The 23,719-nt window shown below is 57.6% G+C and carries 24 protein-coding genes and 1 riboswitch; of the genes, 17 read left to right on the top strand and 7 right to left on the bottom strand.

Annotated features, from left to right (window positions below; genetic code table 11):
- Positions 1–48: 48 nt before the first annotated feature.
- Positions 49–279 carry a hypothetical protein gene (locus ABLU88_RS09075; protein ID WP_348836361.1) on the bottom strand — a complete coding sequence of 77 codons (231 nt, stop codon included), beginning with the start codon at positions 277–279 and terminating at the stop codon, positions 49–51.
- A gap of 318 nt (positions 280–597) precedes the next feature.
- On the opposite strand from ABLU88_RS09075, the gene ABLU88_RS09070 reads away from it, so the two are divergent.
- Both ABLU88_RS09070 and ivy read left to right on the top strand, forming a co-directional pair.
- Positions 598–759: a YqaE/Pmp3 family membrane protein gene (locus ABLU88_RS09070; protein ID WP_004102047.1), complete on the top strand. Its 162-nt coding sequence runs from the start codon at positions 598–600 to the stop codon at positions 757–759.
- 57 nt (positions 760–816) lie between these two features.
- The gene (ivy, locus tag ABLU88_RS09065) at positions 817–1,257 is read left to right on the top strand and encodes an Ivy family C-type lysozyme inhibitor (protein ID WP_285925001.1); all 441 of its coding nucleotides are present in this window, start codon (positions 817–819) and stop codon (positions 1,255–1,257) included.
- An 88-nt stretch (positions 1,258–1,345) separates the two neighbouring features.
- On the opposite strand, the gene nqrE is transcribed toward ivy, so the two are convergent.
- Complete coding sequence (nqrE, locus tag ABLU88_RS09060) at positions 1,346–1,957, bottom strand: NADH:ubiquinone reductase (Na(+)-transporting) subunit E (protein ID WP_009652200.1); 612 nt, start codon at positions 1,955–1,957, stop codon at positions 1,346–1,348.
- Between the two features lie 129 nt (positions 1,958–2,086).
- On the bottom strand, positions 2,087–3,613 hold the full coding sequence (locus ABLU88_RS09055) for a cyclic diguanylate phosphodiesterase (RefSeq protein ID WP_348836359.1): 1,527 nt from the start codon (positions 3,611–3,613) through the stop codon (positions 2,087–2,089).
- A 308-nt stretch (positions 3,614–3,921) separates the two neighbouring features.
- On the opposite strand from ABLU88_RS09055, the gene ABLU88_RS09050 reads away from it, so the two are divergent.
- The 5 genes from ABLU88_RS09050 (at position 3,922) to ABLU88_RS09030 (ending at position 10,017) form a co-directional block, all read left to right on the top strand.
- On the top strand, positions 3,922–5,211 hold the full coding sequence (locus tag ABLU88_RS09050; protein ID WP_165795118.1) for a glycoside hydrolase family 10 protein: 1,290 nt from the start codon (positions 3,922–3,924) through the stop codon (positions 5,209–5,211).
- Between the two features lie 51 nt (positions 5,212–5,262).
- Entirely contained in the window at positions 5,263–5,715 is a 453-nt protein-coding gene (locus ABLU88_RS09045) for a nuclear transport factor 2 family protein (RefSeq protein ID WP_207172774.1), read from the top strand.
- 126 nt (positions 5,716–5,841) lie between these two features.
- On the top strand, positions 5,842–6,264 hold the full coding sequence (locus ABLU88_RS09040) for a hypothetical protein (RefSeq protein WP_348836358.1): 423 nt from the start codon (positions 5,842–5,844) through the stop codon (positions 6,262–6,264).
- A 16-nt stretch (positions 6,265–6,280) separates the two neighbouring features.
- On the top strand, positions 6,281–9,388 hold the full coding sequence (locus ABLU88_RS09035; RefSeq protein WP_348836356.1) for a multidrug efflux RND transporter permease subunit: 3,108 nt from the start codon (positions 6,281–6,283) through the stop codon (positions 9,386–9,388).
- A gap of 11 nt (positions 9,389–9,399) precedes the next feature.
- On the top strand, positions 9,400–10,017 hold the full coding sequence (locus ABLU88_RS09030; RefSeq protein ID WP_025108375.1) for a TetR/AcrR family transcriptional regulator: 618 nt from the start codon (positions 9,400–9,402) through the stop codon (positions 10,015–10,017).
- Between the two features lie 57 nt (positions 10,018–10,074).
- Here the strand turns inward: ABLU88_RS09030 and ABLU88_RS09025 are convergent, their stop codons facing one another.
- Together ABLU88_RS09025 and ABLU88_RS09020 are read right to left on the bottom strand one after the other, a co-directional pair.
- Positions 10,075–10,635, bottom strand: coding sequence for an RNA polymerase sigma factor (locus tag ABLU88_RS09025; RefSeq protein ID WP_014229338.1), 561 nt, complete (start codon positions 10,633–10,635; stop codon positions 10,075–10,077).
- A gap of 5 nt (positions 10,636–10,640) precedes the next feature.
- Positions 10,641–11,066, bottom strand: a complete 426-nt coding sequence (locus tag ABLU88_RS09020) for a hypothetical protein (protein ID WP_049079855.1) — start codon at positions 11,064–11,066, stop codon at positions 10,641–10,643.
- Between the two features lie 200 nt (positions 11,067–11,266).
- On the opposite strand from ABLU88_RS09020, the gene ykgR reads away from it, so the two are divergent.
- Entirely contained in the window at positions 11,267–11,368 is a 102-nt protein-coding gene (gene ykgR, locus ABLU88_RS09015) for a small membrane protein YkgR (protein ID WP_004137159.1), read from the top strand.
- A gap of 60 nt (positions 11,369–11,428) precedes the next feature.
- Here the strand turns inward: ykgR and ABLU88_RS09010 are convergent, their stop codons facing one another.
- Entirely contained in the window at positions 11,429–12,571 is a 1,143-nt protein-coding gene (locus ABLU88_RS09010; RefSeq protein WP_049083673.1) for an alpha/beta hydrolase, read from the bottom strand.
- 168 nt (positions 12,572–12,739) lie between these two features.
- Between ABLU88_RS09010 and ABLU88_RS09005 the strand changes: the two genes are divergently transcribed.
- The 9 genes from ABLU88_RS09005 to ABLU88_RS08965 all read left to right on the top strand — a co-directional run bounded on the left by ABLU88_RS09005 (position 12,740) and on the right by ABLU88_RS08965 (position 22,695).
- On the top strand, positions 12,740–13,774 hold the full coding sequence (locus ABLU88_RS09005; RefSeq protein ID WP_209419929.1) for a LacI family DNA-binding transcriptional regulator: 1,035 nt from the start codon (positions 12,740–12,742) through the stop codon (positions 13,772–13,774).
- 184 nt (positions 13,775–13,958) lie between these two features.
- Positions 13,959–14,882 (top strand): TIM barrel protein, encoded by a 924-nt coding sequence (locus ABLU88_RS09000; RefSeq protein WP_348836349.1) that lies wholly within the window; start codon positions 13,959–13,961, stop codon positions 14,880–14,882.
- Positions 14,883–14,896: 14 nt separating this feature from the next.
- Entirely contained in the window at positions 14,897–16,069 is a 1,173-nt protein-coding gene (locus tag ABLU88_RS08995) for a Gfo/Idh/MocA family oxidoreductase (protein WP_025108379.1), read from the top strand.
- 153 nt (positions 16,070–16,222) lie between these two features.
- A riboswitch (TPP riboswitch) is annotated at positions 16,223–16,324 on the top strand.
- Between the two features lie 69 nt (positions 16,325–16,393).
- Entirely contained in the window at positions 16,394–17,089 is a 696-nt protein-coding gene (locus tag ABLU88_RS08990) for a TenA family protein (protein WP_064374962.1), read from the top strand.
- Positions 17,086–17,814, top strand: coding sequence for an ABC transporter ATP-binding protein (locus ABLU88_RS08985; protein WP_032695014.1), 729 nt, complete (start codon positions 17,086–17,088; stop codon positions 17,812–17,814). Before ABLU88_RS08990 ends, ABLU88_RS08985 begins: the two co-directional genes overlap by 4 nt.
- Complete coding sequence (locus ABLU88_RS08980) at positions 17,811–18,551, top strand: ABC transporter permease (protein WP_004850829.1); 741 nt, start codon at positions 17,811–17,813, stop codon at positions 18,549–18,551. The genes ABLU88_RS08985 and ABLU88_RS08980 overlap by 4 nt, the downstream gene beginning before the upstream one ends.
- Positions 18,552–18,575: 24 nt before the next feature.
- The gene (locus ABLU88_RS08975) at positions 18,576–19,511 is read left to right on the top strand and encodes an ABC transporter substrate-binding protein (RefSeq protein ID WP_048263072.1); all 936 of its coding nucleotides are present in this window, start codon (positions 18,576–18,578) and stop codon (positions 19,509–19,511) included.
- A 307-nt stretch (positions 19,512–19,818) separates the two neighbouring features.
- The gene (locus ABLU88_RS08970; RefSeq protein WP_009652210.1) at positions 19,819–21,204 is read left to right on the top strand and encodes a diaminobutyrate--2-oxoglutarate transaminase; all 1,386 of its coding nucleotides are present in this window, start codon (positions 19,819–19,821) and stop codon (positions 21,202–21,204) included.
- A 9-nt stretch (positions 21,205–21,213) separates the two neighbouring features.
- Positions 21,214–22,695: an aspartate aminotransferase family protein gene (locus tag ABLU88_RS08965; protein WP_177950435.1), complete on the top strand. Its 1,482-nt coding sequence runs from the start codon at positions 21,214–21,216 to the stop codon at positions 22,693–22,695.
- A gap of 187 nt (positions 22,696–22,882) precedes the next feature.
- Here the strand turns inward: ABLU88_RS08965 and ABLU88_RS08960 are convergent, their stop codons facing one another.
- Positions 22,883–23,671 (bottom strand): SDR family oxidoreductase, encoded by a 789-nt coding sequence (locus ABLU88_RS08960; protein ID WP_032719072.1) that lies wholly within the window; start codon positions 23,669–23,671, stop codon positions 22,883–22,885.
- Between the last annotated feature and the right edge of the window lie 48 nt (positions 23,672–23,719).

Raw genomic sequence — 23,719 nt, 5'->3', positions numbered from 1 at the left:
GCGCTCGTCGCTGTCGCGCGCTGTTCCAGCTCGCCGCAGCGGCGAACGCTAGCCGCAGAGAAGAAACTGGATGAGGGTAATCAGCAAATAAAAACCGCAGACGATTTGCAAAACTCTCCAGCCCCACCTGAAATAACGCCACTGATAATGCTCCCTGGCATTCGCCTGCGCAATAGCGGGTTCCAGGACCTGCTTTTTCTGCTTCCTTCTAAGCATGCTCCAGCCCCACCCGATAATGGTCAGGATGACGATAACTTTATAAAGGATAATGTTGTCCATGCCGCCGCCATTTCATGATGGGATAAATCTCCCCGCCAGTGTAGCGCACTTCCCGCCTCGTTACCTGCATTCCTTATTTACGTTTAAATGCGTTTACGATGGAACACTCTTGCTTTGTCAGCGCCGCTGACGCAAGCCTCACCCTGGAATAATCTTATATATGTCAGAAAGGTGAATTGGGGCTTTTCTATTTATTAAATATGTAGTAACGAGGCGCGGGTAATATTAGCAGTCTTATTATTCAAAAAGTTAAAATTTGCAAAAACAGGCGCAACCGCTAAAATAATTATGAGCTAACTCACTAAACAGGGAGATATTATGGGTTTTTGGCGAATTGTGTTGACGATTATTCTACCCCCGCTTGGCGTACTGCTGGGTAAAGGCTTTGGTTGGGCGTTTATCCTCAATATTATTTTAACGATCCTCGGCTATATTCCAGGCCTTATCCACGCTTTTTGGGTTCAGACCAAAAACAGCTAATCAGAGCCATTATCACCGGTCATCAAACGGAATCAGAGAGTTCGCAGGAGCAATTTTATGCTTAAACACTTAACCGCTATCGCTTTTCTGGCTGCATCCACCCACGCCATGGCGCAAACCGATATGACGCTGGACGGTCTGGCCAAAAAGGAACCGGCAGCCTTTAGCCAGATGGTTAAAGGGCATAACCTGCCCGCCTGGATAAAGTCCGGCGGCACGGGCTCGCCTGCCCGGACGGTGAAGCTTGGCGCCGAGGTCTATCAGGTATTCAGCGTCTGCAAACCCCACGACTGCGCAGCGGAGCGCTTCGCCGTGCTGTGGTCGGAAAAATCCGGACAGATGTCCGGGCTTTATTCCGCCGTTGACGAAAAAACCGCCCAGGAGACACTGACCTGGCTGAATGTTAGCGATGAGCGCTCTATCGATGGCAAGACGGTGCTCTTTGCCGCCCTGAGCGGCAGCCTGGAGAACCATCCGGATGCGTTTAACTACCCGTAGTAAAACGCTGAGGCAATAATTTCGCGCCTTCTGCCGTACAACCCCAGGGTCTGGACGGCAGAATCTCTCCCCCGACGTTCAGCGTAGCCTACAGCGAGATGCCGGCGAACGACATAAACCCCAGCGACATTAAGCCGGCGGTAATAAATACGCTGCCTAAACCGCGTAAGCCTTTCGGCATATTGGCATATTTCAGCTTTTCACGAATGCCGGCCAGCGCCACAATCGCCAGCGCCCAGCCAATACCGCATCCGGTGCCATAAGTCAGTGATTCAAGGAAGCTGTATTCACGCTGCACCATAAAAATCGTCGCGCCGAAAATGGCGCAGTGGATAGTTAACAGCGGCAGGAACGGCCCCAGAGCATGGTTTAACGCGTGGAAATATTTGTCGATCACCATTTCGAGGATCTGCACCAGCGCCGCAAGAACGCCGATAAACGTGATGAAATCGAGGAAGCTCAGGTCAACCCCTTCGATCAGGGCGTTCTCTTTCAGCAGGTAATGGTAAATCAGGTTGTTAATCGGCGTCGCAATGGCCAGCAGCGCCGTCACGGTTACCCCGAGGCGAAATGCGACATCGATTTTTTTGGAGATAGCGAGAAAAGTACACATCCCGAGGAAAAAATTGAGCGCCATATTTTCAACGAAAACCGCGCGGATAAAAATATTGAGATGAGATTCAAACAAGACAACCTCCATGTTGTTGAGTTGTTTCTCAATAATGCCAAATTTTCAGCTTGAACGGGTTATTATTACTCGGTTTTGCCGAGTCGATCACCTTTTAATTTCCTGTGTTTTGCGTGGGCAAGAGCGTCGCCTTTAGCGCCTTCATGACTCGCTAAACGAGCGAGGAAGCATCTGAATAAACGCATCGACCGGCACCGGTTTAGAAAAGTAATAGCCCTGATAGAGGGTAATCCCCATATTTTTGAGCATCGCGAGCTGCTCCTTATCCTCGATGCCCTCAGCAATAATCTGGCAATGAAACTTCCTGGCCAGATTAACCATATTCTTCACCACCAGCGCGGAAGCCGTGTTGGTCACAATGTTGAGGGTAAAGACCTTATCGATTTTGATAATCTCAGGATTAAATTGCTGGATGTAGCTGTAGTTCGCGTAGCCGGTACCAAAATCATCCAGCGAAAACTGGACGCCGATACGCCTGAGTTTGTCCGTCACCGCTGATGTTTGCCGGGTATTTTCGATCGACTCGCGCTCGGTTATCTCCAGAACAAGGCGGACTTGCGCCTCTTTCATCTGCTGGATAAACGTCTGGCACAGGGTCACTATTTCGTCGTCCTGAAAGTTTACCGAACTGGTGTTAAAGCAAATAAACAGACCTCCAGGAATAACGGATTGATGGCGCCGAAGCTGACGGATCACCTCGGCAAAGCAAATCGCCGTCACGTCTTTAATCAAGCCGGTCTGCTCTGCCACGGAAATAAATTTATCCGGCGCAATAAATCCCTGCTTCGGATGTTCCCAGCGCACCAGCACCTCACCGCCGATAACCGCTCCGCTGTCATTGTTGATAATTGGCTGAATATAGGGCTTGAGCTGCTTCAGTTCGATAGCCTTTCTGAGCTGATACTCAATCGTATTACGGTAGCGGAGGTAGTTCCTGAATAAAAAGGTGAGCAGCAAGGAGGCCAGAATAATGGCGATAAGCGTGTGTTGCTCATAGCGGATAAACGCACCGACGCCAGAGGCGTAGCCGCGGTCGGCAATAACCGAATAGGTAAACAGCTCAGAGGCCAGGCGCACGGGAACCTTGATATCCGGCGTCGCCGTCACTTCCCCTTTGCGGGTCATTATCCGATCGCCAACCTGAAGATAGAGATGCGCATCGCCATCAAGAACGGTCAAAATGTTGTATAAATAATAGCCGTCAACGCCAACCAGAATCGTATTTCCCCGCTCATCCTGTTCGCTGTAAACCATCAAGGGATGAAACGGCGTGATTTCGCTGCCGCTCAGCAGGCGCAGAGCGCCATGCGTATACTGGCGACGATCGAACTGAAATTTACGCCCGCCAAAAACCGAGGTGCAGTATATTTCGTTATCCTTACCTAAATTCACCGTGCGCACATCGGGAATGGTGGCCACCAGCGTGCGCAGCTCCGTCAGGACATTCTCGCTACAGCTTTTACCATAAAAAGGCTCAGCCAGATCGGCTGCCTGCTCCGCATGGGAGACAGTCACATCGAGGCTGGCTATCGCCTGCTGCAGGCGCGAATGGATATCTTGATCCACCTTTTTTTGCATTTGCCAGTAGCAAAGCCCGGTGCCCAGGCTCAGCAACGCAATCAGAAACAGGAGTATCCACAGACGATGGCGTGATGATGAATAGTTCATTGTGCTAATCCAGTTTGACTCGCCGGAAAAGGCCAAAGGTCAATTGTTTGGCCAAATTTTAATAAATCCTGTTTATACTCGCCCTGAACCGATCAAGTTTTAATGCATATCAATGATATATCATGGCAAACCATTGCGCGGCGCAGGAGGCGTTTTCTGCGTCTGAGGTTTGCGTGCTTATGCTGCCGCATCTGTAGCTAAATGATTGACTTATAGCCGAATAATACGAAAATGACTCTTTTGTGCGATGACCAGAAAAGCTGGCAAATATGATGACGATCCGCTCTCGTAAGTTTATTCTGAACAAGGTGAAAATATCCGCGGTAGCTATAGCTGCCGCGCTGCTGTTGGCCCACTGCGGTAGCAAACCGCCCGTTTCTCTTGTCACGCCCATGCCGCCCGCGGCCCGCCAGCCGACGTTGCCCAAGAGCCAGGAGCCGGTGCGCGGCGTCTGGCTGACGACCGTGTCGCGCCTCGACTGGCCGCCGCTGGAATCCGTCAATGGCGGCATTAGCGCCGAACGCCGCATCGCCCTGCAGCAGCAGGCGCTGGTTGCCAAGCTGGATAATTTAAAAAGCCTCGGCATTAACACCGTCTTCTTCCAGGTGAAACCGGATGGCACCGCGCTCTGGCCATCGAAGATTCTGCCGTGGTCCGATATGCTGACCGGCAAAATCGGTGAGGATCCGGGCTACGATCCGCTCAAGTTTATGCTGGATGAAGCCCATAAGCGCGGCATGCGCGTTCATGCCTGGTTTAACCCCTATCGCGTCTCGGTCAATACGCGGCCGAAAACCGTCACCGAACTGAACAGCACGCTGTCGCAGGTTCCCGCCAGCGTATACGTCCTGCACCCTGAGTGGATTCGCACCTCCGGCGATCGCTTCGTGCTCGATCCGGGCATTCCGGAAGTCCGCGACTGGATCACCAGCATCGTGGCCGAGGTTGTGGAGCATTACCCGGTTGACGGCGTCCAGTTCGACGATTACTTCTACACCGAATCACCGGGATCGGCCCTTAACGACAACCGGACGTTCCAGCAGTACGGCCAGGGCTTTGCCGCGAAAGCGGACTGGCGGCGGCACAACACGCAGCTGCTGATTGAGCAGGTTTCCCGCACCATCAAGCAGCTGAATCCCGATGTTGAATTTGGCGTCAGTCCGGCAGGCGTCTGGCGCAACCGCTCCCACGATCCGGCGGGTTCAGATACCCGCGGCGCAGCGGCCTACGATGAGTCGTATGCCGATACCCGCCTCTGGGTCCAGCAGGGATGGCTGGACTACATCGCGCCGCAGATTTACTGGCCTTTCGCCCGCGACGCGGCCCGCTACGATGTGCTGGCAAAGTGGTGGGCTGACGTGGTGAAACCCACCCGTACCCGCCTCTATATCGGCGTGGCGCTGTACAAAGTTGGCGAGCCATCGAAGAACGAACCTGACTGGATGATTAGCGGCGGCGTGCCGGAGCTGAAAAAGCAGCTTGATCTGAATGAATCCATGCCGCAAATTCAGGGCACGATTTTATTCAGAGAGAATTACCTCAATCAGCCGCAAACCCAGCAGGCCGTTAACTACCTGAAAAGCCGCTGGGGAAGCTGATGCACTCACCTGACAGGCCAGGAGCCTGGTATCAACCCCACCGGAGGATGTATGTTGAAAAAATCGATCGTCGCCTTTTCCTTGTTCTGCGCTCTGACGCCCGCCGTTTTTGCGGGCAACAGTGAAAATGAACAGCTGAATAAAAAGAATGTTATTGATTTTTATAATAAAGCGTTAAATGACAAAGACTTTGCCGCCGCCAGACCCTATTTGGGAGACCGCTACGTACAGCATAACCCGATGGCGAAAGACGGCGTTGGAGGCTTTGAGCAATTTATCGCCTTCCTGAAGAACAAATATCCCGACTCGCACAGCGAAATTAAGCAGGCGTTTGTCGACGGCGATCATGTGATCCTGCACGTTGAGGTCACCGGTCGCGAGCCGGGCGTGACGCGGGCGATTATCGATATCTTCCGCGTCGACGAACAGCATAAAATCGTTGAACACTGGGACGTGACTCAGAACGTTCCGCAAAAAACCGCCAGCGGCAACGGCATGTTTTAAATCCTGAGCAGGCGTTTCCTGCTCATCCCCCCTCGCTTTCCCCGTTTACTCTTCGTACAGATGAACGCTTGTTTAAACAGTTTATTTACTTTACTGTAAAGTAAATAAACTGGCGGAGTGAATCTGATGATTAACAAAGAAAAATGGGGAAAGCTTTTTTATTTCATTGCATTAGCCATTTTCCCCTGCGCGATGAACGCCGCTTTACCCAGCCTGCCCGCGCAGGGCGCCCCGCTCTATGACGCCTGCTCGCACCTACAAGAACCGTCCGAGGCCTGGCGCTGTCGCGCCCTGCTCATTAGCCAGCGCGTGGAACAGCGGCAACGCTATCTGCACTTTTTACTGCAGCAGAATATTTTCAGCATTGAAACCTACGACTATCTGTGGAGTGAGTACCAGCGTACGACGTCATGTTCTGAGATCGGCGCCTTCTTGATGAGCAAAGTCCACGATGAGGCATTCCATGGGCTGCCCTTTACCCCGATTCCGCCCGACGATGCGATAAACGCGCCACCCGCCGTGTTTGCTCTGCAAGCATCCCTTAACTGACCGAAGGTGCACCACGATGCTGGCTCGCTTTTTTGTGTTTCGCCCGGTTTTCGCCGTCGTCATCGCCATCTGTATTATGGCGGCCGGCGCCCTTGCCCTGCTGACCCTGCCGGTTGAACAGTATCCGGATATCGCCCCGCCCGGCGTCAACGTCACGGCAAACTACCCCGGCGCCTCGGCTGAAACCGTGGAAGACAGCGTGACGCAGGTGCTGGAGCAGCAGATTAAAGGCATCGACGGCCTGCTTTATTTTTCCTCCAGCAGCAGTTCAGCGGGCCAGGCGCGCATTAGCCTCAGTTTTGATCAGCGCATTAACCCTGACATGGCGCAGGTACAGGTGCAAAACGCCGTCAATCAGGCTATCACGCGCTTACCGCAGGAGGTGCAGCAGCAAGGGATCGCGGTGACCAAATCACAGGGAGACAGCCTGATGGTGGTGGCCCTGTATGACCAAAGCCGGTCGTTAACCAGCCTCGATATTAGCGACTTTCTCGTCAGTTCCCTGCAGGAGCCGCTGAGCCGGGTTGAAGGCGTCGGAGAAACCACCGTTTTCGGCGCCCAGTATGCAATGCGCATCTGGCTCAATCCGCTGCAGCTGACCAGCTACGGTCTGATGCCCTCCGACGTGCAGGCCGCCATCGAGGCGCAGAATTCGCAGGTCACCAGCGGTGAAATCGGTTCGCTGCCCACGCTGGAGGGGCAGTATCTGAACGCAACGGTCACCACCCAGTCCCGCCTTGAGCGTCCGGAACAGTTCGAAAATATTATCCTGCGTACCCACAGCGACGGCTCGGTGGTCTATCTGCGCGATGTCGCCCGGGTGGAGATCGGCGCGGAAAACTATCAAAACCAAACCACGCTCAACGGTTTCCCCTCCGCCGGGATCTCAATTCAGCTGGCATCGGGGGCTAACGCGCTGGCGACGGCGGAGAAGATCCGGGCGGAGGTCGAACGCCTGACGCCGCGCTTTCCGCAAGGCGTTGTCGCCGCTTACCCGCGCGACAGCACGCCGTTCGTGACGGTCTCTATTGAAAGCGTGGTGCGTACGCTGATTGAGGCGATTCTTTTTGTGGTGGCCGTCATGTACCTCTTTCTTCAGAGCTGGCGGGCTACGCTGATCCCGACGCTCACGGTGCCGGTGGTTCTGCTCGGCACCTTCGGCATCCTCAGCCTGCTGGGCTACAGCATTAATACCCTCACCCTGTTTGCGATGGTTCTGGCAATCGGTTTGCTGGTTGATGACGCCATTGTGGTGGTGGAGAACGTTGAACGCCTGATGGCGGAGGAGGATCTTACCCCGCCTGAAGCCACCCTGCGCTCGATGAATGAGATCACCGGCGCGCTGATTGGCATCGCGCTGGTTCTCTCTGCGGTATTTATCCCGATGGCGTTTTTCGGCGGCTCGGTGGGGATTATCTACCGCCAGTTCAGCGTCACCATCGTCTCGGCAATGGCGCTCTCTGCGCTGGTGGCGTTAACCCTGACGCCGACGCTGTGCGCCCATCTGCTTAAACCCGGGCACCTTAAAAAAGGGCGATTCTTCACCTGTTTCAACCGCGGCGTCGCCGCCAGCCAGAACCGTTACCTCGCCATACTCCGGCGGATAATCGTTCGCCCGCTCCGCTTTGTGCTGCTGGCCCTGACGCTGACGCTTTTAATGCTCTGGCAGTATCAGAAGCTGGCCAGCGGCTTTCTGCCCGAAGAGGATCAGGGCGCGGTGATGGTTCAGTTTACGCTCCCATCCGGTTCGCCGATGGCGATGACCGAGGCGGTCGGCGCGGACATTACCCGCTATTTCATGGCCGAGGAGGAGGATAACCTCAACGTCATCTTTATGGTCACCGGCAGAAACAACGCCGGCAGCGGGCAGAACGTCGGGATGGCCTTCGCCGAACTAAAGCACTGGGACGCGCGCCCCGGGGAACAGAACAGCGCGCAGGCGATTATCGCGCGGGCGAACCGGTACTTTTTAAAAAACGCCCGGCTGGCCACCATCAGCGTCATGTCGCCGCCTACCGTACGCGGACTCGGGCAGTCGAGCGGCTTTGAACTCTGGCTGCAGGACAGCGCGGAAAACGGCCGCCAGGCGCTCATCGAGGCGCAAACCACCCTCCTCACTGCCGCCAGGCAAACCCCGACGCTGGACGCCGTGCGAATTAATAGTCTGGAGGAGAAAGCGCAGCTGCAGGTGGATATCGACAGACAAAAAGCCCAGGCCCAGGGGCTGGATCAGGCCGCCATCAATAGCACCCTTTCTGCGGCCTGGGGCGGCGTGTACATCAACGATTTTATCGACCGCGGGCGCGTTAAGCGCGTGTATATGCAGGGGGATGCGGCCTGGCGTTCGACGCCGGATAATTTATCCGCCTGGTTTGTCCGCGGCGACAGCAACAACATGGCCTCCTTCGACAGCTTCTCATCATTCCGCTGGACCACCGGGCCGCAAATGCTCCAGCGGTTTAACGGACTGTCGGCCGTGCAGTTTCAGGGAAACGCGGCGCCGGGCGTCAGTTCCGGTGCGGCGATGGCGACGATGTCCGAACTGGTGGGCGAGCTGAGCGGGTTTGAAAGGCAATGGAGCGGTTTATCCTGGCAGGAGCAGACCTCCTCAGTGCAGACGTTATGGGTATACCTGGCGTCGCTGGCCTTTATGTTTTTGTGTCTCGCCGCCTTATATGAAAGCTGGTCGATTCCTGTCGCCGTACTGCTGATCGTCCCGTTAGGCATTCTTGGGGCCGTGAGCGCTTCGTTGCTCGCCGGATACGAAAACGATATCTACTTTCAGGTCGGTATGCTGACGACCATGGGGCTTTCCGCCAAAAACGCGATTCTGATCGTTGAGTTCGCCCTGGCGCGGTTTCAGCAAGGTAAAACGCTGGCCGACGCGGCGCTGGAGGGCGCTCGCCTGCGCTTGCGCCCCATCGTGATGACCTCACTTGCATTTGTTGTCGGCGTTATCCCTCTGGTACTCTCTACCGGCGCCGGCGCTTCCAGCCAGCGTGAGATTGGCGCCGCGGTGATCGGCGGTATGCTCACCGGGACGCTGCTGACCTTGCTCTTCGTTCCACTCTTTTTCCTGCTGGTACAGCAAGGAATGATGCGCCTTAAAGGGCGCAAACGGTAAGGACTCAATTGATGGGAAATCAACGCGGGCGGCCAATGAAAGCCCGCCCACGCATTTTACAAACCGCCCGTGAGCTGTTTCTCAGCCACGGGCTTGATGTGTCGCTGGATACCATTGCCGCCGAAGCGGGTACCACGCGCCCGACCCTGTACAGCCATTTTCCCGGCGGCAAAGACGCGCTGCTGCTGGAGACGTTCGCGTTTCTCAATGACACCATGCAGCCGCCCCTGCGCCAGCTTTTGCAGGATCGTCAGCAGGATCTTCCCGCGCTGCTGCGCGGGTTTGCGAAAGTGGTGCAACAACACTTTTATGCGCCGGAGAATATTCACTTTCAGCGCCTGCTGATCCAGGTGCTGGTGCAAAAGCCCGAGCTTTACGTCACGCTCGAACAGCGCCCCTCAGGCCGCGTACTGCAGGCGCTGAGCGATATCCTGGCGCAGAAACAAGACGAAGGTCTGCTGACCCTCAGCGAGCCGGAGCTAGAGGCGACGGCGTTTCTCGGCGCGATTATGGGCTATCCGCTGCCGGGGGCCTTAATTGCGCAAAAAGCGGTGGCGCCAGAGAGGCTGGAGCAGCTCGCCGAATGCGCGATTAGCGCCTTCCTCACGGCCTGGGGCTACAGGCAATAATTCAATCAGCGGCTTAAACGCACCTCTCCGGCCCCTGCAGCAGGAGCCGGAGAATGCCTAACTGGCCAGCAGTTCATCGTACAGCGCGCGCAGGCGGGTACGAAGGTAGAGTACCGCTTTATGCTTACGTGAGAGCAGCGCCTGTTCGCTGACGCCGGACTCCTCTGCCAGCTCCCGGTAGCTGTAGCCATGCAGTTCGGTTTTCTCAAAGGCTTCACGCTGGGCGGGCGGCAGCTCCGAGAGCGCCTGACTTAATTCCTCCCAGAGCAGCGCTTTCAGATACTCATCCTCCGGCGTTTGCGCAACGCCAAACAGCGTTTCGGCCAGCTCATCCTCGGGAAAATCGCCCTCCTCCTCGTCGCTGAAACCGCCCGCCAGCGGCAGCTCGCGCTTTTTTCTTGCCCTGTCGGTCATCTCGTTACGCGCCGCCCGGAACAACCAGGCGGCGATATTCTCCACCGGCTGCTCGACGCGAATGAGCTGATACGTCACTTCCTGCAGGATATCGTCCGCCTCATCGCGCAGCGGGGTCCGTCCGCGAATAAAAGCCTTCAGCCGCGACCGGCAGGCATCGAGGGCGGAAACAAGCCGTGATGGCGCCACGATCCTGTTTTTCATTGTGCTCACTCGGGATCCGCGCTTTTAGGCGAACTCTCCTGCTGCGGAGCATGCTCGCTGCGGCGGTCGCGCCAGCCGCAGTGGCCGCGATGCCCGCGGTGGCCAAAGCGCTGCACAAACTCATCGCGCTGCTCCGGGCTCATGTTCATCCAGCGTTCATGCATCCGACGCCGGGCGTGCCCCATGCCAAACATGCCCGGGCGAAAACCGAGGCCGCCGAACAGGATCCGCGACAGCGCCAGAATCCCTAACGCCTGCCAGAAGCCAATACTCTTCACCCCAAGGATGGCCGGCAGCAGCGCATTCCACAGCGACATCACCAGCAGCCCAAGTATGGCGATTAGCGCCACGCCGATAAGAAGCGGCTTCGCCATTCTGTGGCGGCCAAAGCGGTGATGGTGGTGCTGACCGTGCATATCGATATCTCTCATCGTCTGTTTACCTCATTACGCTATTGAATAATTACCCTGTGCGGAGGTAGACGAATGAGCGGGCAAAATATTGCTGAGAAGAGTAAAAAAATTGACACACTTTATTTGTATGACAAATATTTTTTATGTGATCTCTATCACCTACATGCAGGCGCGACGGCGGTAACGTTACCCGGTGATTCATTGAAAAAGAGGAACTTATGAACGCGGTAAAATCACTAAAAGCCGACTGGGCGATTATTACGCTGATGATTGTTGTCGCCGTCGTTATGTATGGCTATCTGATCCCCAAATACTGGTAATCGACGCCATACCTGTACTGAACCGCCCCTTGCTCAGGGCGGCTCATCATCCCTTCGCCGCTACCGCTTATCGTTGAGCGTCTTAATCAAAAACGGCACTGAGTCGCGTAAAGACGGGTTAACCGTACCGCTATGATCCAGCCCCTCATAAATATGCACGTCCGCACGGGTTCCCGCGCTTTTCACCGCGTCCGCAAAGCGTTTTTGCATTGCCGTCGGCACGTTAATATCCGCGCTGCCGATACCGATAAACACCGGGTGATCGATTTTCAGCGTCGGGTAGAGCATGGCGCCCACGCTGGCGTTTAACAGCGAATCCACCCCCGGCTTCAGGGCGTTAGCCGCATTCAGACCGGCCTTCATCACTTCATCGTTGAGCGGCGTAATGCATAAATTGCTCGCCTCTTTCAGCAGCGGCAGCGCTTTATCCTGGAAATAATCAGCCGGATTGAGCTGCGGGTTGCTATCGGCAGCCGAGAGGTAAATATAGAAAATATAGGGTATTTTCGGGTCGCCGCCGATCGGCGCTTTGCCGCCTGCCGGCGGAAGAATGTCGGCTGCGGTGGTCCCCTTCTCAAAATACGGCGTCCCGGTCAGCACCGTTGCGCGAACATTCAGCTCCGGCGCGTAGTGGGGTTGATATCCGGCGCTGGCGAACGCGGCGTGCGCGCCCTGCGACTGTCCGACCAGAATGAGTTCATTTTTCAGCGGGAACTGTTTCAGGGCGGCGCGAACGCTATCAAGCACGCTCCACGCTTCGCCGCGGGCATTAAGATAATGGTGCAGGCCAGACGAACCCAGACCGGCATAATCCGGCGCGACCACCGCGTAGCCCAGCGACAGCCAGGTGTTCAGGTACTGCTTATCGCGATCGCTGCGCGGGTTTAACGACGGCGCGCAGTGATTAGCCACGCCCACGGTACCGTGGGCCCAGACCACAACCGGCCATCCCCCTTCCGGGGTGGCGCCAAACGGAATAAAGACCGCGGCGGTATCTTCGCGGGCGGTTTTGCCGTCCACGCCGCTGCGGGAGGGATAGCGCAGGAGATACTGCTTTGCCGCTTCGCTTAAGCCATTTCCGGCGCTGAGCGGAGAGACCGCGTCGCTATTATCGGCGGCGGCGCTGGCCGGGACCGCGCTCATGGAGAGCAGTAGCAGCGCAGAGGTGGCGGCGAGGAATTTTTTTGAGAGGGAATACGTCATAACATCCTGTTCCTGAGTGGGGATGCACTTAGTGTAGACCCTGGCGGTTGAATATCAGGTCAATGAAGCCAGTGCGGCGAAATGATTTTCCTGAAGTCTGACCCGCCTCGCTGTTTGCCTGTTACAATAATGATAGCTTTTTATCATTACCCTCAAGGGAAGAGAATCATGTCAGCAAAAAAAGTCACCATGGCGGATATCGCCAAAGAGGCCAGAGTCGGTATCGCGACGGTGGACAGGGTGCTCAATAAACGCACGCCCGTGAAAGAGAGCACCGAACGTAAAGTGCTGGAATCCGCGCGGCGCTTAGGCTTCGCGCTGGAGCAATCCCGCTATCGGCTGGCGGCGGATCGGCCGGCGGTAGCCCTCAGAATGGGCTTCATTCTGCTACAGCAGTCACACTCGTTTTACCATCAGCTGGCGCAGGCGCTGGAGCAGGCGGCGTTACCGTGGCATAGCCCGGCGCAGGCCCCCGCTTTTCTGCATTATGATATTAACGCCATCGACGATATGGCCGCCGCGATCGCCCGTCTGAGCGATACGGTCGACGTTATCGGTATTGTTGCGCTGGATAATCCGCTTATCCGCCATGCGGTCGTGCAGGCCATCGAGAAAGGCGTCCGCGTCTTCACCCTGCTCTCCGATATGAGCATCCCGCAGCGTACCGGCTATATCGGGCTGGATAACCAGAAAGCGGGCCGCACCGCCGGTTGGGCGGTGGACAGGCTGTGCCACGACGACGGCGAAATTGGCATTATCGTCGGCGATAATCGGTTTATTTGTCAGGAAAGCTGCGAGATAAGTTTTCGCTCCTACCTGCGTGAACAGGGCAAAGGCGATCGGGTGCTTGAACCGGTGCGCAGCCACGAACGCGCCGATGTCGCGCGCCAGGTTACGGAAGAAATGCTGCAACAGTACCCCGCTCTGAAGGCCATTTACGCGCCCTGCGGCGGCGTGGAAGGGATTGTCGCCGCCCTGCGCGCGCGCCAGCGCCAGCATCAGGTCACCCTGATTTGTCATGGCCCGGTGGATAGCGGCGAGCTGGCGCTAATTGACGGCACTATCGATCTCATGCTTACCCATCGGCTTGACGAATTTGCCGCCGCCACCATCAACGCGTTTGTCCACGCCGCCAGCCAGCCGCAGGTGGCGTTTATCAACGCTCTGCAGCCGTTTGACCTCCTCACTAAAGAAAACCTCTGATTGCCGCAGGCGCGGGTAAAGTCGCCGCGCCCCGCTTCAGCGCTGCTTTTGATAAAAAGCCATCATTTATACTATCAAAATAAACCTTGAATCCCATCAAAGAATTTAAATTTCATCATTGTTGGATATGAAATTTTCATTCAATACTGGTCATGTTTTCTCCTCATCTGAAAAGGAAGCCATCATGACCATACATATTGCCAACGCGCCGTGCAGCTGGGGCGTCGATGATCCCAAAAACCCTTACCTGCCGCCGTGGTCCCAGGTACTGGAAGAAGCGGCGACCGCCGGTTATAAAAGCATTGAACTGGGCCCGTGGAGCTATCTGCCGACCCGGGCCGATGAACTCAGCGCAGCGCTGAATAAACAGGGGCTGTCGCTGGTTGCCGGAACGATCTTCGACGATCTGGTCAGCGAAGAGAACTTCGCGAATATTGTCGAACTGACGCATAACCTCTGCCGCAACCTGTCGCAGGTGCCGTCGGCGGAAAAGACGCCGGGCAACCCCTTCCAGCCGCCTTATCTGGTCATTATTGATTTCGGCAATCCGCAGCGGGCGAAATATGCCGGGCGCGGCGAGCTGGCTCCCCGCCTGTCACCCGCCGACTGGCAGCGGATGGTCGACCACATTGTGACCATCAGCCGACTGGCGTGGCAGGAGTACGGCGTTCGCCCGGTTATCCATCCTCATGCCGGCGGCTGCATTGAGTTTGCCGATGAAATCGATCTGCTGGCGGCACAAATCCCCCATGACGTAGCCGGTTTATGTCTCGACACCGGCCATCTCTTCTATTCGGGCATGGACCCCATCAGCTGGCTGGATCGCCATTTTGACCGCCTTGACTACCTGCACTTTAAAGATGTCGACCCGCAGGTGTTCAGGAGCGTGATTTCCCGCGGCATCGACTTCTTCTCCGCCTGCGCGGAGGGGGTGATGTGCCCGCTCGGCAGCGGCGCCATTGATTATCCGGCGGTGCGCGCCTTTCTCGACAAGCGGGGCTATCAGGGCTGGATCACCATTGAGCAAGAGCGCGATCCGCGCAACGTCGAGGGCAGCCTGCAGGCGGTCACGGAAAGCCTGCGCTACCTGCGCTCGGTTGGTTTTTAATCGGGAGAAAACACATGATTAACGGTATTAAACCTGTTGGCCGCTCCTTGCGCTGGGGCATGGTGGGCGGCGGCGGAAGCAGCCAGATTGGCTATATTCACCGCTCTGCGGCGCTGCGTGACGGATCGTTTACCCTGCTGGCCGGAGCCTTTGATATTGACCCCCGGCGCGGGCGCGAGTTTGGCCAGCAGCTGGGCGTGGAGGCCGGGCGCTGTTACCCCGACTACGAAACGTTGTTTCGCGAAGAGGCGGCGCGGGAAGACGGCATTGAAGCGGTCTCCATCGCCACGCCAAACAACACCCACTACGCCATTTGCCGCGCGGCTCTGGAGGCCGGACTGCATGTGGTCTGCGAAAAACCGCTCTGTTTTACCGGCGAAGAGGCCGATGCGCTGGTGGCCCTGAGCGAAAAACAGCGCAAAATCATCGGCGTCACCTACGGCTACGCCGGGCATCAGCTGATTCTCCAGGCGCGGCAGATGATTGAACAGGGGCTGCTGGGCGAGATCCGCATCATCAATATGCAGTTCGCCCACGGTTTCCATAACCAGCCGGTAGAGCAGGATAACCCCAGCACCCGCTGGCGGGTGGACCCGAAATTTGTCGGTCCCAGCTACGTGCTGGGCGATCTGGCCACCCACCCGCTGTTCCTGGCGGAGACCATGGCGCCGAAGCTCAATATCACTCGCCTGATGTGCTCCCGCCAGAGCTTTGTCAAAAGCCGCGCGCCGCTGGAGGATAACGCGCATGTGCTGATGGAGTACGACAACGGCGCCGTAGGGTCGATGTGGTGCTCGGCGGTCAACAGCGGCTCAATGCACGGACAGAAAGTCCGCATCGTCGGGGAGAAAGCCAGCCTGGAGTGGTGGGATGAACAGCCGAACCAGCTGCGCTACGAAATTCAGGGCGAGCCGGTGCGCATCCTCGAACGCGGAATGTCCTATCTCGATCCGCTGGCACTGCAGGACGACCGGATCGGCGGCGGCCATCCCGAAGGGCTGTTTGAGGCCTGGTCGAATCTGTATCGCCGCTTTGCCATCGCCATGGATGCCACCGACCGTCGCGACGCCGCTTTGCTGGAAAACTTCTGGTATCCGGATGCCAGAGCCGGGGCGCTCGGCGTGCACTGGGTCGAGAAGTGCGTACGTTCAGCAGACAGCGGCGCCAGCTGGGTAGAATTTCACTGATCCTTTGATAATACGCGCCCGGCAAGGCATCAGCCGCCGCCGGGCTGCCACGATGCAAAAAAGCCCTTTCTCGCGACACTCACACGTGACAACGTCACCTTTCCTCATAAAATTCACAGCATTGTAATCAAAAAGGGAATGTCGTATAACAGGGGCCAAACCGAGGGGTGTCCCGTGAGGGCTGAGATGGCGTAAGCCGAACCCTTTGAACCTGATCTGGGTCATGCCAGCGAAGGGACGGGTCGGCATTTCCGCCAGTTTTGCGCCATTGCCTGTTCACACTTCTTTCAGCACGCCCGGATCTCCCTTTTTTCAGGAGGTCCTGTGATTCTTCCCGCGTTTACCCAGGGTATTTATGGTCGTCTGCGTCAGCAGGCCGGCGCCGACTGGCAGCACTACGTCGCCCACCCCTTCCTGCGCCAGCTCGCCGACGGTACCCTCCCCGAGCCCGCTTTTCGCCGCTATCTGACGCAGGACTATCTGTTTCTGATCCACTTCGCCCGCAGCTACGCCCTGCTGGTCAGCAAGCTGCGCACCCTGGCGGAAATGCGCGCTGCCGCCGCGTCGATGAACGCCATTCTCGACGAACTGCCGCTCCACGTTGGCTACTGCCGGGAATGGGGGCTGGATGAAGCGACGATGGCCGCCGAAACGGAAGCCGCGGAAACCGTCAACTACACCCGCTACGTACTGGACATCGGCCACTCCGGCGACGCCCTGGATCTGCTGGCGGCGCTGATGCCCTGCGTTGCCGGCTACGCGGAAATCGGCCTCGGCCTGCTGCACGATCCGGCGACCCACTTAGCTGACAATACTTATGCCTCGTGGATCCGCAACTACGGCGATGAGGGTTACCTGAACGGCGTCAATAACGCCATCGGCCTGCTGGAAACCCTCTGGCAGCAGCGCGGCGGCGAGGCGCGTTTCGCTGAACTCAGCGCTATTTTCACCACCGCCACGCGTCTGGAGGCTAACTTCTGGCAGATGGGCCTTAACGCCGTCGCGGAGCGCCCGGCGTGACGGCTCCCGGAATTGAGGTGCGCGGCCTGGGCCTGCGCTTTGGCTCGCGGCAGATCTTCGACAATCTGACGTTCACTATCCCCGGCGGCCAGTGGGTATCGCTGCTGGGGGCCAGCGGCGCCGGAAAGACCAGCCTGCTGCGTATTATCGCCGGGCTGGCAAAAGCCACCGCCGGTGAGGTTCGCGCCAGCGACGGGCAGCCAATAGACAAGCGGCTGGCGTGGATGGGGCAAAAAGATCTGCTGTATCCGTGGTTAAGCGTGCGCGATAACGTCTCGCTTGGCGCGCGTCTGCGCGGGGAGCGCGTGGACCATCGGCGGGTTGCCGCGCTGTTACAGCAGGTTGGCCTCGAACACTGCGCCGGCGACCGCCCGGCCGCCCTCTCAGGCGGCATGCGCCAGCGTGCGGCGCTGGCGCGTACGCTCTACGAAGACCGGCCCATCGTGCTGATGGACGAGCCCTTTTCCGCGCTCGACACGATTACCCGCACGCGCATTCAGACCCTGGCCGCCGGGCTGCTGGTAAACCGCACCGTCGTGCTGATCACCCACGACCCGATGGAAGCCTGCCGCCTGAGCCACCGTCTGCTGGTCCTTTCCCCCGCTCCCGGCGGGATTGACGACGGGCATCACCTCTCCGGCATGCCGCCGCGCGCGCCGGACGACCCGGCGCTGTTGGCCAGCCAGGCGGAGCTGCTGCAACAGCTCATAAGGGCTAACGGATGAGCGCAAAACTGTTTCGCGCCGCCGTGGTGTTCTGCGGCCTGCTGCTGCTCTGGTGGCTGGCGACCCGCAGCGGCATTCCCGCTTTCCTGCTGCCTTCCCCCTCGGCGGTGGCAAGCGCTCTGTGGGTCAACCGCGCGTACCTCGGCGAACACACGCTGATCACATTAAGCGAGATCCTCAGCGGCCTCGCGCTCGGCGTTCTGCTCGGCGTGATCCTGGCGCTGTGCATGATTGTCTCGCCTCGCCTTCAGCGCTGGCTGATGCCGCTGGTGCTGACCAGTCAGGCGATCCCGGTTTTCGCCCTTGCCCCGCTGCTGGTGCTGTGGTTCGGTTTCGGCATGAGCGCCAAGGTCATGATGGCGGTGCTGGTGATTTTCTTTCCCGTCACCTCGGCGTTTTTCGACGGTCTGCGCCGGGTTAACCACGACTATCTCGATCTGGCGCGCACGATGGGGGCCTCTTTTGGCGCGCAGCTGCGCCACGTTCGCCTGATGGCTGCCCTTCCGGCCCTCGGTTCCGGCCTGCGGATGGCGGCCGCCGTCGCCCCCATCGGGGCGATCATCGGCGAATGGGTCGGTTCAGCCGAAGGATTGGGCTACGTGATGCTTAACGCCAACGCCCGTCTGCAAACCGATATCTGCTTTGCGGCCCTGTTTATTCTGGTGCTACTGACCGTCCTGCTCTGGCTGGCGGTGGATGCTTTCTTACACCGGCTGATTAACTGGACGCCGGAATAACGCTCTTAAATAAAAGGACTAATCATGCGTAAACGTGTTTATGCCGGTATGACGATTGCCGCGCTGTTCAGCGGTCAGGCGCTGGCCAACGAGAAACTCACTCTGGTGCTGGACTGGTATATCAATCCCGACCACGCGCCGATCCTGGTGGCCGAACAGATTGGCGCCTTTAAAGACGCGGGGCTGGACGTCAAGATTGTGCCGCCGTCCGACCCGGCGCTGCCGCCGCGGCTGGTCGCCGCCCGCCAGGCGGACCTGGCGATTACCTACCAGCCGCAGGTGCATTTTTTTGCTGATGAAGGGCTGCCGCTGGTCCGCGTCGGCACGCTGATTAATTCGCCGCTGAATACGGTGATCGCGCTGGATAAAAGCATAAAATCTCCCGCCGATCTGCAGGGCAAAAAAGTGGGGTATTCGGTGAGCGGCATCGAACAGGCGACGCTGGCCACCATGGCGCAGCATGCGAAAATCGATCCCAAAAGCATCAAGCTCATCAATGTTAACTTCCAGCTGACCAGCGCCCTGCTGGCCGGACAGGTCGACGCGGTCATTGGCGGCTATCGTAATATCGAAGCGCTGGAGCTGAAGCTGCAGGGGAAAGATCCGCAGGTGATGAACGTTGAGGATTACGGCGTACCGGCCTACGACGAGCTGGTGATTGTCGCCAACCGGGATGAAGTCCACGCGGCGAAAATCAGGGCCTTCCTCAAGGCGCTGCAAAAAGGCGTCGCTTACCTGCGCGCTCACCCGCAGGAAACCTGGCAGACGTTTGCCGCCGCGCATCCCGAGCTCAACACCGAACTGAACAAGCAGGCATGGCTGAAAACCCTTCCTCTGTTTGCCAGCGATCCCGCGGCGCTGGATAAACCACGGTATGAAGCTTATGAACAGTTTTTATATAACAATAAGTTGGTGAAAAAAGTCACACCTTTAACAAATTATGCGGTTGAGCTGCATTGAGCCATGCCATTGCTGGCGGAAACTTTTCGCCAGCAATGCCCGCGCGGCAGTATTAAAAAACGAGAAACTTCCTCACTAATAATTACAATTTTAAAGGTCTTTTATCCTTTAAAACACCTGATTTAAATCAAATGGTTACGTTGGTTTTTGCCAGTGTAAAAATAACGTAAATATACCTTAATCAATAAAACGTTGAATGCGTATCTAAAAAGCCATATATTGTGCCCGCTTTAATGCATGGCGATTCAATTTCTTACACCAATTTATTCAACCAGCGCTCAACCGTAACGCTGGTTGTGGGAGTGATATGATGACGGATAAAGTCCGTATTGATACTTTAGGCGCAGATTTATTAGATGCAAACAACGATACCTTTTTGGCCCGTCAGGCTGAATTCGAATCGAATGTCAGGAGCTACCCGCGCAAGCTGCCCCTTGCGATTACCAAAGCGGAAGGCGTCTGGCTGACCGATGCGGATAATAAACAGTATCTGGACTGCCTTGCCGGCGCAGGTACTCTGGCACTCGGCCACAACCACCCTGATGTGCTGCAGAGCATCCAAAGTGTCATTACCAGCGGCTTGCCGTTACATACTCTCGATCTGACCACTCCGTTAAAAGATCGCTTCTCTGAATACCTGCTTTCCCTGCTGCCGGGCGAAGGCAAAGAATACTGCCTGCAGTTCACCGGTCCGTCCGGCGCTGACGCCGTGGAAGCGGCGCTGAAGCTGGCGAAAAAATACACCGGCCGTTCTTCCGTGATCAGCTTCTCCGGCGGCTACCATGGGATGACCCACGGCGCGCTGTCCGTCACCGGCAACCTGTCGCCAAAAGCGGCGGTTAACGGCATGATGCCGGAAGTGCAGTTTATGCCTTACCCGCACCAGTACCGCTGCCCGCTGGGTATCGGCGGTGAAGCCGGCGTGAAAGCGCTGACTTACTACTTCGAAAACCTGATCAATGACGTCGAAAGCGGCGTGCGTAAACCGGCGGCGGTGATCCTGGAAGCCGTTCAGGGTGAAGGCGGCGTGAACCCGGCTCCGGTCGAGTGGCTGCAGCGCATCCGTAAAGTGACTCAGGAACACGGCATTCTGCTGATCATCGATGAAGTTCAGGCTGGCTTTGCGCGTACCGGTAAATTCTTCGCCTTCGAACACGCGGGCATCGAGCCGGACATTATCGTGATGTCGAAAGCCGTTGGCGGCGGTCTGCCGCTGGCCGTTCTCGGTATCAAAAAGCAGTTCGACGCCTGGGAACCGGGTCACCATACCGGCACCTTCCGCGGCAACCAGCTGGCGATGGCCACCGGCCTGACCACCCTGCGCCACCTGAAAGATAATAACATTGCGGATAAAACCGCCGCTCAGGGCGAATGGCTGAAAGGCAAGCTGGCCGAGATGCAGAAACGCTATCCGGTTATCGGCCACGTTCGCGGTCTGGGCCTGATGATCGGCATCGAGATCGTTAAACCGAACGAAGCGCCGGACCACATGGGCTGCTACCCGGCGGATGGCGAACTCTCCGCGCTGCTGCAGAAGAAATGCTTCGAAGCGGGTCTGATCCTCGAGCGCGGCGGCCGCCACGGCTGCGTGCTGCGTCTGCTGCCGTCCCTGCTGATCAGCAACGCTGAGCTGGAAATTTTCTTCGACAAATTTGAACAGGCCCTGCTGGCCGCCGGCGTAAAACCGGTCTGAGTGGAGTAAGTGACCGCAATGTCCAAGTTGAATCCGATTCTTGCTGGTTCCGCGCAAAGTATTGATGCCTACCAGCAAGCGATCGCCCAGACCAGCCAGGCGGTAGCGCAGTGGCTGCAGCAGCCTGAAATGTATCAGGGGAAAAGCGTTGACGAACTGCGTGAGCGCATCACCCTTGATTTCAACGAACAGGGTCTGGGCAACCAGGCGGCGATTGAACGTGCGATCGAGTACTTCCTGAAAGACAGCCTGTCGGTACATCACCCGCAGTGCGTGGCGCATCTGCACTGCCCGAGCCTGGTGATTAGCCAGGCGGCGGAAGTGCTGATTAACGCCACCAACCAGAGCATGGACTCCTGGGACCAAAGCCCGTCAGCCACCATCATCGAGATCAAGCTGATTGAATGGCTGCGCGATCAGGTCGGCTACGGCGCCGGCGATGCGGGCGTTTTCACCAGCGGCGGCACCCAGAGCAACATGATGGGGCTGATGCTGGCGCGCGATGCCTTCTTTGCCCGCCGGGGTCATTCCATCCAGCAGGATGGTCTGCCGGGCGATATTCGTCAGTACAAAGTGCTGTGTTCAGAAAACGCCCACTTCTCGGTGCAGAAGAACATGGCGCTGATGGGCCTCGGCTACCGTTCCGTGACGCTGGTGAAAACCGACGAATTCGCGCGGATGGACGTGGCGGATCTGAAAGCGAAAATCGCCGAGGCGCAGGCTAACGGCGAACAGATTATGGCCATCGTCGCCACCGCCGGCACCACCGACGCGGGGGCAATCGACCCGCTGCGCGAGATTGCGGCCGTCGCGGCTGAGCACCAGATCTGGCTGCACGTTGACGCGGCCTGGGGCGGCGCCCTGCTGATGTCCGAGAAGTATCGCGATCGTCTGGACGGCATTGACTTAGTGGACTCCATCACCCTGGATTTCCACAAGCAGTTCTTCCAGACCATCAGCTGCGGCGCGTTTCTGTTAAAAGAAGCCCGCCACTATGAGCTGATGCGCTATCAGGCGGCCTATCTGAACTCTGAGTTTGATGAAGAGCACGGCGTACCGAACCTGGTATCCAAATCGCTGCAGACCACCCGCCGCTTCGACGCGCTGAAGCTGTGGATGGGCCTGGAGGCGCTGGGCCAGAAGCAGTACGCGGAAATCATCGATCACGGCGTGACGATGGCGCTTAACGTGGCGGATTACGTCAAAACGCAGCCGACGCTGGAGCTGGTCATGCAGCCGCAGCTGGCGAGCGTGCTGTTCCGTTCCCGTCCGCAGCAGATGGCGGGCAGCGACGATGCCGCGATCGCCCTGCTCAACCAGCGGGTTGGCGATGCGCTGCTGGCTTCCGGTCGCGCTAACGTCGGCGTGACCGAGCACAACGGCGTCACCTGTCTGAAGCTGACGCTGCTGAACCCGATCGTGACGTTAGAGGACGTGAAGGTGCTGCTGAGTCTGGTAGAGCGTACCGCCCAGGAGCTGCTGGCGCAGTAAATGTGTTTTCGCATTAACCTTGAAAGCCGATAACTCACCTTATCGGCTTTTTTAATGGTTTTTCGCCCTGAATTTGTGACGTTGTCACGATTTTTCTCGGAGGCATTGTATCCGTGCCGGGCGTGACATGGCGGGATGTTGTCGCACCGTGTATCGACTCTCCTTTCCGATACACGGTGCGACAAACTCACGATCGCGACAGGTAACGGGCCGCGGGTTCAGATTGCGCAAAGCCGGGGAGCATGGCCTGACGCGTCGCGTTCAGCGTCTGCCACTGCGTTTCATCATGCAGCGGCGGTATGGTCACCGATTCGCGGCGGTCGAACCCCACCAGGGCGGCATCCACCAGTTTATCCACCTCCATGACGCCGGGAATGGTATCCACGTCTTTGCCGCTGTGCTGCCAAATCTCGGTGCGCGTTGCCGCCGGCAGTACCGCCTGAACGTATACGCCTTTCGCGCTCAGCTCAACGTCGAGCCCCTGCGAGAGAAACAGCACAAAGGCTTTCGTGGCGCCGTAGACGGTCAACCCCATTTCCGGACCCAGCCCAACGACCGACGCAATGTTGACAATCGCCCCCTCTCCGGCCTCGGCCAGACGCGGCGCGATCGCGTTCGCCAGGCGAGCCACAGAGGTCACGTTGAGGGTAATCAGGCGAGTGATATCGTCACTGCTCTGGTGGAGGAAATCACCGGGAATCGAGGTGCCGGCATTGTTGACCAGAATCCTGATACGCGCGTCTTCCCGCAGCCGCTGCTCCACGGCGGCGATGTCGCTATCCTGGGTTAAGTCGGCCTGCAGGATGTCGACCTGAACGCCGGTTTCGTCGCGCAGCCGCTCGGCCAGCGCCGTCAGCCGCTCGTGATTACGCGCGACCAGCACCAGGTCATGGCCGCGGCGGGCAAAACGTTCGGCATAGACTGCGCCAATTCCGGTCGATGCGCCGGTTACCAGCACCGCTGATTCACTGCTCATAGGTGTACTCCTCAATTTATACATGATGGTCGTCATGTATAATGGCAC

Source organism: Klebsiella sp. GW_Kp182 (assembly GCF_040062275.1).
GTDB classification, from domain to species: domain Bacteria; phylum Pseudomonadota; class Gammaproteobacteria; order Enterobacterales; family Enterobacteriaceae; genus Klebsiella; species Klebsiella michiganensis.
This window is presented reverse-complemented; position numbering and strand designations above follow the sequence as displayed.

Bases quoted from the DNA above. Each gene is read 5' to 3' on its own strand.
- ABLU88_RS09020 (WP_049079855.1), bottom strand. From the start codon at position 11,066: ATGAGAGATATCGATATGCACGGTCAGCACCACCATCACCGCTTTGGC.
- ABLU88_RS09070 (WP_004102047.1), top strand. From the start codon at position 598: ATGGGTTTTTGGCGAATTGTGTTGACGATTATTCTACCCCCGCTTGGC.
- ABLU88_RS08995 (WP_025108379.1), top strand. From the start codon at position 14,897: ATGATTAACGGTATTAAACCTGTTGGCCGCTCCTTGCGCTGGGGCATG.
- ABLU88_RS09030 (WP_025108375.1), top strand. From the start codon at position 9,400: ATGGGAAATCAACGCGGGCGGCCAATGAAAGCCCGCCCACGCATTTTA.
- nqrE (WP_009652200.1), bottom strand. From the start codon at position 1,957: ATGGAGGTTGTCTTGTTTGAATCTCATCTCAATATTTTTATCCGCGCG.
- ABLU88_RS09075 (WP_348836361.1), bottom strand. From the start codon at position 279: ATGGACAACATTATCCTTTATAAAGTTATCGTCATCCTGACCATTATC.
- ABLU88_RS09055 (WP_348836359.1), bottom strand. From the start codon at position 3,613: ATGAACTATTCATCATCACGCCATCGTCTGTGGATACTCCTGTTTCTG.
- ABLU88_RS08975 (WP_048263072.1), top strand. From the start codon at position 18,576: ATGCGTAAACGTGTTTATGCCGGTATGACGATTGCCGCGCTGTTCAGC.
- ABLU88_RS09005 (WP_209419929.1), top strand. From the start codon at position 12,740: ATGTCAGCAAAAAAAGTCACCATGGCGGATATCGCCAAAGAGGCCAGA.
- ABLU88_RS08980 (WP_004850829.1), top strand. From the start codon at position 17,811: ATGAGCGCAAAACTGTTTCGCGCCGCCGTGGTGTTCTGCGGCCTGCTG.
- ABLU88_RS09025 (WP_014229338.1), bottom strand. From the start codon at position 10,635: ATGAAAAACAGGATCGTGGCGCCATCACGGCTTGTTTCCGCCCTCGAT.
- ivy (WP_285925001.1), top strand. From the start codon at position 817: ATGCTTAAACACTTAACCGCTATCGCTTTTCTGGCTGCATCCACCCAC.
- ABLU88_RS09000 (WP_348836349.1), top strand. From the start codon at position 13,959: ATGACCATACATATTGCCAACGCGCCGTGCAGCTGGGGCGTCGATGAT.
- ykgR (WP_004137159.1), top strand. From the start codon at position 11,267: ATGAACGCGGTAAAATCACTAAAAGCCGACTGGGCGATTATTACGCTG.
- ABLU88_RS08960 (WP_032719072.1), bottom strand. From the start codon at position 23,671: ATGAGCAGTGAATCAGCGGTGCTGGTAACCGGCGCATCGACCGGAATT.
- ABLU88_RS09045 (WP_207172774.1), top strand. From the start codon at position 5,263: ATGTTGAAAAAATCGATCGTCGCCTTTTCCTTGTTCTGCGCTCTGACG.
- ABLU88_RS09035 (WP_348836356.1), top strand. From the start codon at position 6,281: ATGCTGGCTCGCTTTTTTGTGTTTCGCCCGGTTTTCGCCGTCGTCATC.
- ABLU88_RS09040 (WP_348836358.1), top strand. From the start codon at position 5,842: ATGATTAACAAAGAAAAATGGGGAAAGCTTTTTTATTTCATTGCATTA.
- ABLU88_RS08970 (WP_009652210.1), top strand. From the start codon at position 19,819: ATGATGACGGATAAAGTCCGTATTGATACTTTAGGCGCAGATTTATTA.
- ABLU88_RS09010 (WP_049083673.1), bottom strand. From the start codon at position 12,571: ATGACGTATTCCCTCTCAAAAAAATTCCTCGCCGCCACCTCTGCGCTG.